This window comes from Oecophyllibacter saccharovorans (assembly GCF_006542375.1).
Classification (GTDB): Bacteria; Pseudomonadota; Alphaproteobacteria; order Acetobacterales; family Acetobacteraceae; genus Oecophyllibacter; species Oecophyllibacter saccharovorans.
On record NZ_CP038143.1, the window covers coordinates 1,809,384 to 1,821,846 of the forward strand.

The window sequence follows — 12,463 nt, forward strand, 5'->3', positions numbered from 1 at the left end:
TTCCCTTTGCTGCAACCATCTACCCTGAATATATTCACAGCTTTATCCACAGGAACGGTGGATGAGTCCCGGCCCAGGGAAATACATCTATGACTGAAGAGAAAATGAGATTGGAAAACGACGGGAAACCGGTATTTCGCGGGGTCAGAGCTATCAAGGAAGCGCTCAGGACCATTCCGTCGAATCCTGGTGTCTACCGCATGATCGGGCAGAAAGGGGAAGTGCTTTACGTAGGCAAGGCGCTGAATCTGAAAAAGCGCGTCACCTCGTACACGCATCTGCAGCGACTCCCCAATCGACTCAAGACCATGGTTTCACGGACGGTCGAGATGGAGATCGTCGTGACGCGCACGGAGGCCGAAGCGCTTCTGCTGGAAGCCAATTACATCCGGAAAATGCAGCCGCACTTCAACATCCTGTTGAAGGACGACAAAAGTTATCCCTGGTTGGCCATTACCCGCGACGAGTTCCCGCGCCTTATGCGCCATCGTGGCAAACCGCAGAAGGGAGCTGCTTACTGGGGCCCCTTTGCCACCTCACGTGCGGTCATGCAGACCCAGCAGGTGCTGGAACGCTCATTTCTGCTGCGCTCCTGCACGGACGCGGTCTTTTCCTCGCGGACCCGTCCCTGTCTTCTTTATCAGATCAAGCGTTGTTCTGCGCCGTGTGTGGGACGGATCTCCACGCCGGAATACCGTAACCTGGTGACGCAGGCCAAGGAGTTCCTCAATGGGGGCGCTCAGACTCTGCAACAGACCCTGACCCGTGAGATGGAAGCGGCGTCTGAGGCCATGGCTTATGAGCGGGCTGCGTTGATCAGAGACCGGATCCGCAGCTTTACCAGCCGGATGGCTTCCAGTGCCATCAATCCCACGACAATTGATGAAGCGGATGTCATGGCCATTTCGCAGCAGGGGGGATGTAGCTGCATTCAGGTCGTCTTCATCCGTGGCGGGCGCAACAATGGCAACCGGGCTTTTTATCCGGTTCACGACGTTGATGAGACAGCTGAGGATGTGCTCGGCGCGTTCATGCTGCAGTTTTATGATGATAAGACCCCGCCCCCACAGGTGCTGGTCAATGTAGGGCTGCCTGAGGAAAAGCTCCTGGGGGAGGCCCTGTCGCTGCAGAGAGGGCGCAAGGTCCAGATCGCAGTACCCCAGAGGGGTGAGAAAAGAATGGTCACGGACCATGCCGTTCTCAATGCCCGCGAGGCGCTGGAGCGCAAGATGGCTGAAAGTGCCGGCCAGAAACAGCTTCTGGACGGCATCGCGACCCTGTTCAAGTTGCCCCAAAGCCCCAAGCGCATTGAAACCTATGACAACTCCCACATCATGGGGCAGTCGCCTTACGGGGTTATGATCGTGGGCGGTCCGGAAGGCTTCAACAAGCGGGCTTACCGAAAATACGCCATTCGTGGGCCGGTAGCGCCAGGGGATGATTTCGGCATGATGCGCGAGGTGATGAACCGGCGCTTTGCGCATGTCGCCAAAGAAGGCGAGGACAAGGCCGCCCAGAGCCCTGACTGGCCTGATCTGCTGCTGATCGATGGCGGCAAGGGGCAGGTGAGTGCCGTGCAGAAAATGCTTGCAGAGCTGCAAGTCACTTCCGTGCCGGTTGTCGGCATTGCCAAGGGCGTAGACCGCAATGCCGGACGGGAATGGTTTCACAAGGAAGGGATGGAACCGTTCCAGCTGCCGGAGCGTGACCCGGTGCTCTTCTACCTGCAGCGCCTGCGGGATGAAGCACACCGTTTTGCCATCACCACGCACCGAGCAGGGCGCTCCAAGGCCTTCGTGCATTCAACCCTTGATGATGTACCGGGCATCGGACCCGTGCGCAAGAAAGCCCTGCTGACCCGCTTCGGATCGTTGCGCAACGTGCGGCAGGCAGCGCTGGAGGAGCTTGAGGAAGTGCCGGGTATCAACCGTGAGACGGCCCAATCGATCTACGGGTTTTTCCACCCTGAATGGATCCGGACGCAGGGGGTACCTCTGGAAGAGGGCACTGAGGAGAATAATGGGGGCCTGGTGGAGGAAGAAGAGATGAAATTTGGCGGGAATCGGCTGAAAAACCTGTCCAGGCTTCCTGAAGTGACAGCCGACAAAGGCCCTGAGGTTGAGGAAGCTCCGTGAAACGTCTTACATGCTGGAAAGACGTTGACGCTCTGCGAAGGGCGAATCACTTGGACACGAGCGGATGCTGACAGATCTTCCCAATCTTCTGACCCTCTTCCGTATTGCCAGCATTCCAGTGCTGCTACTGCTGCTCGCCTGTCATACCGGTGCGACGGACGTGGCGGCTTTCTGCATTTACGTTCTGGCCTGTCTGACTGATTATTTCGATGGCGCTCTGGCCCGCCGCCGATGCCAGCATTCGGAGCTGGGTCGGATGATGGATCCCATCGCCGACAAGCTCCTTGTGGGTGCCCTTCTGATGGACCTTGCAGGTCTGGGTCGGCTGCCCTGTTTTTCGCTCTATGCGGCGATTGCGATCATGCTGCGCGAGATCCTGGTCAGCGGATTGCGCGAATATATGGCCTCCCATGGCGCCAAGCTTCCTTCCACACGTCTGGCCAAATGGAAAACGGCTTTGCAGATGATAGCGCTGGGATTTCTGGTCCTGGGCGCGCAAGGGGCGGCTGTTTTTAATGTTCCTGGAAATTTTGTGGAAAAAACTGGTGCAGGATTGCTCTGGCTCTCAGTAATTCCGACTCTTGTGAGTGGTTGGGGATATCTTCGCGAAGCATTTATCCGTATGAAAGGTTAACCCGAAAATATTGTGCCTCAGGGCTGGGCTCAGTTTCCACTATGGCATGAATGACTTTCCGGGGAGGTCCAGATTGTGTTCCTGCGAGGGTGGCTGGTATTTTGAAAACTAAAGTAATCGCTTTCCACCCGCGATATCCGCTGAGATGGGGAGAAGGAATGAAAAAAATCTCCGTATTGATGCTGGGTATGGTTGTAAGCGGGTGTGCGGATTTCGGGAATTATCTCGACCAGACCCTCAATCCCTGGGGACCGGCCAACTCTCCCATCGGAGACAGCGAAACTTTTCAGCGGGTGCGTGGAAACGGGAAAACACAGCTAGCACCGCTGGCTATGGAGAATGGTGACGTCTGGCCAGGCGCTCCGGCGCCAGTGCCCAGCCTGCAGGATGTCAGCAATCCTGATAGTGTTTTCAACCTGGAAGGCGGGAAGTCCGTTTCAGCTCTCAATGCGGACCTGCGTGAGCAGCTCGGCAATGGCGAGACCCTGTCTATCGGAGAAGAGACGGCACGCCAGCGTGGTATTGCGCGGCAGAGTGAGGCTTATACCGGCGCGCAATGGCAGCTCCCCTCCCATGTGGCAGACCGGGCCTCTCACTTCATGGAGAAAAAGACGGATGCAACGGTGGCGATTCCCAACGGGGATGGCACCACCACTCTCATAGCGCCGGACGGCTCCATCAGGGTGATCCGGGGCATGCCTGCCGCTGTGTCGGGGGGACGCAGACCTCTTGCAGGCTCGCATCTGCCCGGCAGGTAAAGACCTGTTGGGCGAGGAGAGCTGAAGAGAGGAAGTAAATAATCCGGCAGGGCTTGACCCGACACGGTTAAGCCCGCATTGTGCGCCCAATTAATTGAGCAGCAGCCATAGCCCTGATTGAGGCAGAGGCGGCTTCTCGCTTGTGGCAGTCGTCAGAGGAATATCATGGCCAAGACAAACGTTATTCAGATCCGTCTCGTTTCTTCTGCAGATACGGGATATTTCTACGTTACGAAGAAAAATGCGCGTTCTGCGACTGGCAAGCTTGAAATGCGCAAATATGATCCGGTCGTGCGCAAGCACGTCGTGTTTCGCGAAGCCAAGATCAAATGAACGCGTGAGAGATCCGGACATTATATCTTGAAAAGCGGCTCCTTCGGGAGCCGTTTTTTTATGGCAGTTCGGGAAGCGCTTTTTCAGCAGTGCAGCAGCAACCGTGAGAGACCGCAGTGATCGGTAAAGAGTAATCAGTAAAGATGATCATGATCGCCGTAGGGCACGATGATCTCATCGGACTGACTGGTATTGAGCATTGCTCTACTGCGTTCGTCGAGAATATCGCGGTCCAGTGACTGTTCGCTGAGTTCAGCCACGCGTCGCCGCCAGATATCCTGTTCCTGGTGGGCATTCTTAAGCGCAGTCTCAGCCTGCTGGCGCAGAGTGAGCTGCTCCTGGTAAGCCTGGATCCCGTGTTCTCCCCTAAGCGCATTCCAGATGAAATACCCTGTCAGCAGTAGAAATATCAGAGGGGGAAGGATGGCCTGAAGACCGCGACGGATAATCACGCCAACTTTCATCATAACCTCCTGGCTGCCAGTTGAAGGGAGAGGGAGAAGATAGATTTCTGCTCAACAGAGAGACTACATGCTTTTCCGGGGAAGTCAGCACAAAAGGCTTCCGTCCTTAAAGAGAACGGAAGCCTTTGACGGCCCGGGCTGAAAGGGCCGTCCAAGTGCTGAGACCTGAAAAGATCAGTAGCGCGTCAGGATGCTGCGACCGGCATATTCAGCTGCGTCACCAAGCTGTTCCTCAATGCGGAGCAGCTGGTTGTATTTGGCCATACGGTCGGAGCGCGACAGGGAACCGGTCTTGATCTGACCGCAATTCACGGCGACAGACAGATCAGCGATGGTGCTGTCTTCCGTCTCACCGGAACGATGGCTCATCACGCAGCGATAACCAGCCTTGTGAGCGACATCGACAGCCTTGAGGGTTTCCGTCAGGGTGCCGATCTGGTTGACCTTGACCAGCAGGGCATTAGCAACATGCTTCTTGATGCCTTCGATGACACGGTCAGGGTTGGTCACGAACAGATCATCACCGACCAGCTGGATCTTGTTGCCAAGGCGCTTGGTCAGCTCTTCCCATCCGGTCCAGTCATCTTCAGCCAGACCGTCTTCGATGGAGACGATGGGATATTTGTTCACGAGCTCTTCCAGATAGTCGATCATCTGGCTGGAGGTCAGGCTCTTGCCTTCGCCCTTCAGCTCGTATTTGCCATCCTTGTAGAATTCGCTGGCAGCGCAATCCATGGCAAAGGTTACGTCTTCACCGATTTTGTAGCCGGCATCACCAACCGCTTTCACCAGCAGGCTCAGGGCCTGGTCGGCGGATTTCAGATCGGGGGCGAAGCCGCCTTCATCACCGACATTGGTGTTGAGGCCCTGGCCCTTGAGATCCTTTTTCAGCGCGGCGAACACCTCGGCACCCATCCGCAGACCTTCAGCGAAGGTGGGCGCGCCAACTGGCTGGATCATGAATTCCTGGAAGTCGATGGCATTGTCAGCATGCTCACCACCGTTGATGACGTTCATCATCGGAACGGGGAGAAGGTGGGCAAAAGTGCCGCCGACATAAGCATAAAGGGGCAGATCCAGCTCTTCAGCTGAAGCGCGGGCGACAGCCAGGGACACGCCCAGGATGGCATTGGCGCCGAGACGGCTTTTGTTGGCCGTGCCATCAAGCTCGAGCATGGCTTTGTCGATGGAGATCTGGTCTTCGGAATCCATGCCGAGAAGGGTTTCGGCAATTTCCGTGTTCACGGCGTTGACGGCTTTCTGCACGCCTTTGCCGAAGAAGCGGTTTTTATCTCCGTCACGGAGCTCAACGGCTTCATGCGCGCCGGTGGAGGCACCGGACGGAACGGCAGCGCGTCCCACAACGCCGGAATCAAGCGTAACCTCAACCTCAACCGTGGGGTTGCCACGGCTGTCGAGGATTTCACGGGCAAGAATATCAACAATGGCGCTCAAGGGGATCTCTCCTGACTCTATGCGGCGGAGGCTCCCTTGCCTAAGATCAGGCGCAGTTCCTCCGCAATTCATATTTACCAGTCTCAAAAACGGTGCCTGAGGTCAATTGATGTGAAACCTTTTCCTGCCCTGGTCGTGGCATTGAACCTCGTGGCGGCATTCGCTGTCTTGACTTCAGGCAGCATTCTTTTCATGGCTGGAACTTTCCGCCCCCTGCCGGAAATTTCCGTGGCCCTGCTGGCTTTCGGCGGTTGTCTGGGGGCATTTGAAGGGGCGGTGCACTGGGGTTTTACCATTGATCGCCCCGATGTGATTCTCCCGCGTGCCAATCCACTGACTGACCGTCGCCGTGCCTGGTTGGGAGGAGGGGCGTTGCTGTGGTTCTGGCTTGCGCTGTGTGTGGGGCTGCTATGCAGCTTCAAGGCTGGTTTTCTGTTGGAGGCGCTGGGGTTCGCCTTCCAGTTTGCCATTGAGCGAATCGCAGGCCGCTGGGGGCGCCTGCCCCCCGGCTACCAGCACGTCAAGCTGGCTTTCACGGTTCTGGTTGAAATCGGCCTGGTTCTGGCCGCCCTTTCGCCCCAGGGTAAAGTCTGATCAGTCTGTTAAGCTGGCAGAACGCGTCCGAAGTGGGGGTTTTTCACCAGCGCATCAATTTGCTGGAGCTGACGCAAGAGGGTCTCCAGCTCAGACAGGGGCACCATGGTCGGCCCGTCGCTGGGAGCATGGTCGGGGTCCTGATGCGTTTCGATGAAGACTGCCGCAATGCTCGTGGCGACCGCAGCGCGCGCCAGGGGAGCAACGAACTGGCGTTCACCACCTGTGGCTGTGCCGAGCGCGCCTGGTTGCTGGACGGAATGGGTGGCATCGAAAACAACCGGGAAACCTGTTTGCGCCATGATCGGCAGGCCGCGCATGTCATTGATCAGTTGGCCGTAACCGAAACAGGTGCCGCGCTCGCACAGTAGAATGTTGTCGTTTCCTGTCGAGGTGATTTTCTCCACCACGTTCGCCATGGCTTGGGGGGCGAGAAACTGACCCTTTTTCACGTTAATGGCGCGCCCGGTGCGTCCGGCGGCCAGCAGCAGATCAGTCTGGCGACACAGGAAGGCCGGAATCTGCAGAACATCCACGGCCGAAGCGACAGGGGCACATTGGTCAGGCGCATGCACGTCTGTCAGCACGGGAACAGCATATTTTTCCCGCACCTCGGCCAGGATATCCAGCCCCTGGGTCATGCCCACGCCGCGCGGCCCCTGCAGAGAGCTGCGGTTGGCCTTGTCATAGCTGCTCTTGTAAATCAGCCCCATGCCCAGCTTGCGGCACAGGCTTGTCAGGCCCTGGGCCATTTCCAGCGCATGCTGCCGTGACTCGATCTGACACGGCCCCGCGATCAGAACCAGTGGCTGCGTCTGACCGAGGGTGAGCGATCCGACGCGGACTGTCATGGGGTCGCTGTTTCCGCAGAGTGCTTCCTGTGCTCCTCCTGAGCGGCTGCAATGAAGCTTGCGAAAAGCGGATGGGGATTGAAGGGCTTTGACAGGAGCTCCGGATGATACTGCACGCCGATGAACCAGGGATGGTCAGGGTATTCCACGACTTCCGGGAGCACCCCATCAGGCGACAGGCCTGAAAACTTCAAGCCGGCTTCTTCCAGCTGCTCGCGGTAATGCACGTTCACTTCCCAGCGATGGCGGTGGCGCTCGCGGATTTCCGTCTCGCCGTAGATCTCTGCCGCATGCGAGCCTTTGGCCAACCGCGCCGGATAAGCCCCCACGCGCATTGTGCCGCCCAGGTCACCGCCTTCGCGTCGGCGGAGCAGCTCGGTTCCCTGGGCCCATTCGGTCATCAGCCCCACGAGCGGTTCCTCAGTCGGGCCGAATTCGGTGGAGGAAGCCTTGGGGAGGCCGGCCAGGGAACGGGCGCATTCTATGACGGCCATCTGCATGCCGAAGCAGATGCCCAGGAAGGGAACCTTATGGGTACGCGCATAGCGGACAGCCCTTATTTTCCCTTCCGAGCCGCGTGCGCCGAAGCCACCAGGCACGAGAATGCCATCCGCTTTGCCAAGACGCCGATGGGCTTCTTCATCCGTCTCCAGGTCCTCAGCATCGATCCATTCCATGCGCACACGGACATTGTTGGCGATGCCGCCATGCAGAAGGGCTTCAGCGAGGGATTTATAGCTGTCGAGCAGGGCCGTGTATTTGCCGACAATGGCAATGACCACTTCTCCCTGTGGCTCGCGGATCGCGTGGACGACCTTTTCCCAGCGTGTCAGGTCAGGAGCTTCATCATGGGGAAGGCCGAAATATTTCAGAACCTCGCGATCCATGCCCTGCTCATGATAGGCGATGGGGCAGGCATAGATCGTATCGACATCCAGTGCCGCAATGACAGCCTCGGGGCGCACATTGCAGAAGCTGGCGATTTTCTGGCGCTCGTTCTGGGGGATGGGTCGGTCGGAGCGGCATAGCAGCATCTGCGGCTGGATGCCGACATTCTGGAGCTCCTTGACCGAGTGCTGCGTAGGCTTGGTCTTCAGTTCCCCGGCGGAGGGAATATAGGGCAGCAGGGTCAGGTGAACGCACATCGTCTGGTCATGACCCAGATCATTGCGGAGCTGGCGGATGGCTTCCAGGAAAGGCAGGCTTTCGATATCGCCGACCGTGCCGCCGATTTCCACCAGGACGAAATCATACCCGTCCGTGTCTGAGACCACCGTTTCCTTGATGGCATCAGTGATATGGGGAATGACCTGCACGGTCGCGCCGAGATAATCGCCCCGTCTTTCGCGGGCAATCACATCCGAGTAGATGCGCCCGGTCGTCGTGTTGTCGCTGCGACGGGCGTGAACACCGGTAAACCGTTCATAATGCCCAAGATCCAGATCGGTCTCGGCCCCGTCATCGGTGATGAAGACTTCCCCGTGCTGATAGGGACTCATCGTTCCCGGATCGACATTGAGATAGGGGTCCAGCTTGCGCAGGCGCACTGTGTGCCCGCGCGCCTGGAGAAGGGCTGCCAGGGCAGCGGAGGCAATCCCTTTTCCGAGGGAGGAAACCACTCCCCCGGTGATGAATACAAAGCGCGTCATGGGAGCTCTCCATACACTGAAGAACGTCCTGGTGAAAAGAGGTCCGCTTCAGTGAGTGGCAGGGGTGACCGGTGTGCTGGCTGACGGCTGGGTGGCCTGGGAAGGTGCAGGGGGGGCTGCTAGGAGATCATGGCCGTTCTGGCCGCCGGAAGCGCCTTTATTCAGGACAGCCAGAAGCAGGCAGAACAGCATGAAGAGGGCGGCCAGAATGCTTGTCGCGCGTGTCAGGAAGGTTGCCGTGCCGCGACCTGTCATGAAAGAGCCGGCCCCTTGCCCGCCGCCAATGCCGAGTCCACCGCCTTCGCTGCGCTGCAGAAGAATAACAGCGATCAGGGCGAGAGAAACCAGAATGGTCAGAATGGTCAGCAGAGTGCTCATGCGCTTCTTCAGGCTCCGATGAGAAAAGGGGAAGGGATCCGTTTAATCTTCTTTGGGATGCGGGGCAAATTCCGCCCATGCAGCAGCTGGTATCTGTGGTTCACTTCTTTGAGTATTCAATTATTCCGGTATTCCGGGGCCTTCCTCCGGGTATTCGATCTCAGTTTGATGGCGCCCCTTTGCCCGTGGCCGGTTGAGAAGCAGCCTTGTCCTTGTTTTTGGCAGAGGTGGAGTTTTTGGCAGGTGAGGGGGGAAAACGTTTGGGAAGGGGTTTGCCTGACGCTTCACGTTCCGCCACGGTGGCAGCGGCCTTAATGATTTCTAGGAAGCTCTTGGCCTGCAGGCTGGCGCTTCCTACCAGCACGCCCCCCAGTCCCGGAACCGAAAGGATAGGAAGCGCCTGAGCTGAAGTGACCGACCCACCGTAAAGTATCGGGGTGTCCACATCGTCTGCCATAAGATGCATGGGCAGCAGGGCCTGGATGAGGCGGATCTTGTGGACCAGCTCCTTGCGTGAAGGCATGACGCCGCTGCCGATGGCCCAGACGGGCTCATAAGCCAGCAGGCCCTTGAAGTCCCGGGTGAGGGAGCCTTCAATCTGCTGAGCCAGAACACTGGCTGCCCGTCCCTCGTTCCGTTCGGTCAGATGCTCGCCCACGCACACGACCGGCACCAGCCCGGCAGCGGTGGCTGCTTTGACCTTCTGGCGCACGATCGCATCGGTTTCCTGGTGGTTCTGACGCCGTTCCGAATGCCCCAGAATCACGTATTTCACACCCAGATCAGCCAGCATCTGCGCTGAAATATCGCCAGTAAAGGGGCCTGAAGGGGTGGGGTAACAGTCCTGAGCCCCCAGGGCCAGTTGCTGAGGGGTGAGCCGGTCCTTCTCCAGCACCGTATGGACGCCATGCAGCTGTGTATAAGAGGGGCAGATGACTGTCTGCACAGGGAGGGGCGGCAGGCTTGCCAGGCCAGAGGCGATGTCCCGGGCCAGCTGGATTCCCTGATCGTAGCGGGCCTGCATTTTCCAGTTTCCGATAACGTATTTGGAAACGGTGCTCATTCTGGCTTCCCCTGCTCAGCATCATAGAGACTGGTGAGAGACGCAGCGCAACGCTGGTCAAGTGCCGGTGAGGGCATTATGTTGGCGGCAAGTCTAACGGGCTTTGCGTGCAAGCGCTATCCTGTCCCGAGACTATCCTGCCATGAGATGAAGTGACACCTGCCCTCCATGATTACTGCCCTGCGCCGATTTCTCGTTGACAGCTGGTTCGGTCGAGCCCTGATCCTGCTGTGTTTCATCGCCTTTGTCGGGTTTGGGGCCTATGCCGGCCTGAGCGGCAGTTTCAGCAGCGGGGCTGACGTGGTGGTGATCGGCCATGAGGGGATCACGCCCCAGCAGCTGGGTCGTGCGATCGACCAGCAGGTTGTGGGGCTGGAGAACAGGGGCATTCCTACCGCTGCCCTGGCCCAGCCTGGCGCGCAGCAGGAAATCGGCCAGGAGGTTCTGAGAAACATGGTGATCGGACGCGAAGCCGCCCTGGCTGCCAGGCGGAACGGCATCAGCGTCAGTGATGCGCTGATTCGCGAGACGGTCTTTTCAATGCCGGAGTTCCGCAACGCGCGCGGTCAGTTCGACCGCCAGAAGATGCTCACGCTCCTGCAGCGCAACGGGCTGGACGAGAACTACCTGATTTCCCAGACAAAACAGTTCCTGTTCACTGAGGCGACCTTGCTGGGCCTGGGGGACAGCGCGCAGGTGCCTGCCTCCCTGACAGCCATGGTGGCCCGCTTTCTGACGCAGCATTATGTGGTCGACGTGATTGAGCTGCCTTTTGAAGCCAGCACTGCTTCTCTGCCCCAGCCCACCGAAGCCCAGCTGCACCGTTTTTATGACAATCATCCCGCCCAGTTTTCAGCGCCGGAACTGCGCCATGCCCGCATTGTGGCCATGACCCCTGATACCGTCGCCGCTTCTCTGCAGGTGCCTGACAAGATCGTGCATGAAGTCTATGTGGAAAGAGCGCGTGATTATAATCAGCCGGAACTGCGCAGCGTGAAGGTGATGGGAACCTCAAGCGCCGTGCAGGCCCAGGAGATCGCCCAGGCCTGGCACAAACACGCGGACTGGAAAGAGCTTCAGAAACGTTTCCCCCAGGCCATCCCGGTAAGCCTTGACGGGGCCCGGCGCGAAGATCTGCCTGACGCGGCACTTGCTAAAGCTGTCTTTGCAGCCCCACTTGGAAAAGTGACGGGCCCCGTACGGACTGATTCCGGCTGGGCCGTTCTGCTGGTAAGTGTCATCACACCGCCGCACCTGACGACTGAAGCGCAAGCCAAACCCGGCATCATCGCTGAAATCCAGAAGCTCCAGGGACCTGCCTTGCTGAAAAGCCGTGCAAAAGCCTTTCAGGAAGCCGTGGCAGGCTCGACCAATCTGGAAAAAATTCCTGCCGATCTCGGCGCCGTACCCGCCTCCGGCCGGCTGGACGCCCAGGGCCGGACCGAAGCAGGGATGCCCGCGCCTCTGCCTGGCACCCCCACCATGCAGAGCGCCATCGTGCGCCAGATCTTCAGCCAGCGGAAAGGAGCGCTGCCCCATGTCGTGACCCTGGCTGACGGGAGTGCGTTTGCTGTGCTGGTGGATGACGTGGTGCCCAGCCACCCCCGGAATTTTGAGGAAAGCCAGGCCGATGTGCGCAGCGCCTGGCTCCAGGCTGCCCGCAAACGGGCGCAGAATGAGCAGGCCACCGCTTTGCTGCAGAAGGCAAAGACAGGGTCTCTGGCCGCAGCGGTGACGGCCACCCCGCTGGCACCGCAGCTTCAGAAGGATCAGGTGGTTACACATCTGAAATCCCTGCCGAAAGCCCCTCAGCTTGTGGCCAGTGCACTGTTCCGGATGAAGCCTGGTGTGCCGGTGATGCTGGAAGCGGGGGGCGCTTTCTGGCTTCTGGAAGTAACAGCCCGTGTGCCGGCCCCTGCGACAGAGGTGGAAGCGGTCCAGCGGCAGCTGACTTTGCGCCAGCAGAGAGGGATGCAGACGGATCTCCTGGATTCCCTGGGCCAGGCTTATGCGCATGAAGTGCCCCCTGAGAAGTTCAACCCCGCCCTGTTCAGGCAGACCCTGCAGAACGCTTTTCAGCAGCTTGGAATAGCTGTGCAGCAACCTGCCCGGCAGGCAGGCACCCCCTGAGCGCCGCCTCTGCGGTTGC

General features: G+C 58.7%; 12 protein-coding genes. 6 read left to right on the forward strand and 6 right to left on the reverse strand.

The genetic code is table 11. The features are described from left to right. Nucleotides 1-89: 89 nt before the first annotated feature. From uvrC to rpmG, 4 genes are all read left to right on the forward strand, one after another. Entirely contained in the window at nt 90-2,135 is a 2,046-nt protein-coding gene (gene uvrC / locus E3E11_RS07810; RefSeq protein WP_141451889.1) for an excinuclease ABC subunit UvrC, read from the forward strand. 64 nt (nt 2,136-2,199) lie between these two features. After that, nucleotides 2,200-2,769 (forward strand): CDP-diacylglycerol--glycerol-3-phosphate 3-phosphatidyltransferase, encoded by a 570-nt coding sequence (pgsA, locus tag E3E11_RS07815; protein WP_141451890.1) that lies wholly within the window; start codon nt 2,200-2,202, stop codon nt 2,767-2,769. Between the two features lie 158 nt (nt 2,770-2,927). After that, on the forward strand, nt 2,928-3,527 hold the full coding sequence (locus E3E11_RS07820; protein ID WP_141451891.1) for a hypothetical protein: 600 nt from the start codon (nt 2,928-2,930) through the stop codon (nt 3,525-3,527). 165 nt (nt 3,528-3,692) lie between these two features. Next, nucleotides 3,693-3,860 carry a 50S ribosomal protein L33 gene (gene rpmG, locus E3E11_RS07825; RefSeq protein WP_141451892.1) on the forward strand — a complete coding sequence of 56 codons (168 nt, stop codon included), beginning with the start codon at nt 3,693-3,695 and terminating at the stop codon, nt 3,858-3,860. A 134-nt stretch (nt 3,861-3,994) separates the two neighbouring features. On the opposite strand, the gene E3E11_RS07830 is transcribed toward rpmG, so the two are convergent. Next, nucleotides 3,995-4,324, reverse strand: a complete 330-nt coding sequence (locus E3E11_RS07830) for an FtsB family cell division protein (RefSeq protein ID WP_141452267.1) — start codon at nt 4,322-4,324, stop codon at nt 3,995-3,997. A gap of 174 nt (nt 4,325-4,498) precedes the next feature. Next, the gene (eno, locus tag E3E11_RS07835; RefSeq protein ID WP_141451893.1) at nt 4,499-5,779 is read right to left on the reverse strand and encodes a phosphopyruvate hydratase; all 1,281 of its coding nucleotides are present in this window, start codon (nt 5,777-5,779) and stop codon (nt 4,499-4,501) included. A gap of 111 nt (nt 5,780-5,890) precedes the next feature. Here eno and E3E11_RS07840 point away from each other — a divergent pair, with 111 nt between their 5' ends. Next, nucleotides 5,891-6,373 carry a DUF3429 domain-containing protein gene (locus tag E3E11_RS07840; protein ID WP_168189227.1) on the forward strand — a complete coding sequence of 161 codons (483 nt, stop codon included), beginning with the start codon at nt 5,891-5,893 and terminating at the stop codon, nt 6,371-6,373. 8 nt (nt 6,374-6,381) lie between these two features. Here the strand turns inward: E3E11_RS07840 and kdsA are convergent, their stop codons facing one another. The 4 genes from kdsA to tpiA all read right to left on the reverse strand — a co-directional run bounded on the left by kdsA (nt 6,382) and on the right by tpiA (nt 10,314). Beyond that, a complete protein-coding gene (gene kdsA / locus E3E11_RS07845; protein WP_141451895.1) occupies nt 6,382-7,224 on the reverse strand; it encodes a 3-deoxy-8-phosphooctulonate synthase in 843 nt (280 codons plus the stop codon). After that, nucleotides 7,221-8,873, reverse strand: coding sequence for a CTP synthase (locus E3E11_RS07850; protein ID WP_141451896.1), 1,653 nt, complete (start codon nt 8,871-8,873; stop codon nt 7,221-7,223). The genes kdsA and E3E11_RS07850 overlap by 4 nt, the downstream gene beginning before the upstream one ends. A gap of 48 nt (nt 8,874-8,921) precedes the next feature. Beyond that, complete coding sequence (secG, locus tag E3E11_RS07855) at nt 8,922-9,251, reverse strand: preprotein translocase subunit SecG (RefSeq protein ID WP_141451897.1); 330 nt, start codon at nt 9,249-9,251, stop codon at nt 8,922-8,924. Nucleotides 9,252-9,411: 160 nt separating this feature from the next. Further along, a complete protein-coding gene (tpiA, locus tag E3E11_RS07860; RefSeq protein WP_141451898.1) occupies nt 9,412-10,314 on the reverse strand; it encodes a triose-phosphate isomerase in 903 nt (300 codons plus the stop codon). Between the two features lie 168 nt (nt 10,315-10,482). Here tpiA and E3E11_RS07865 point away from each other — a divergent pair, with 168 nt between their 5' ends. Beyond that, nucleotides 10,483-12,444: a peptidyl-prolyl cis-trans isomerase gene (locus tag E3E11_RS07865; RefSeq protein WP_141451899.1), complete on the forward strand. Its 1,962-nt coding sequence runs from the start codon at nt 10,483-10,485 to the stop codon at nt 12,442-12,444. Nucleotides 12,445-12,463: the final 19 nt, after the last annotated feature.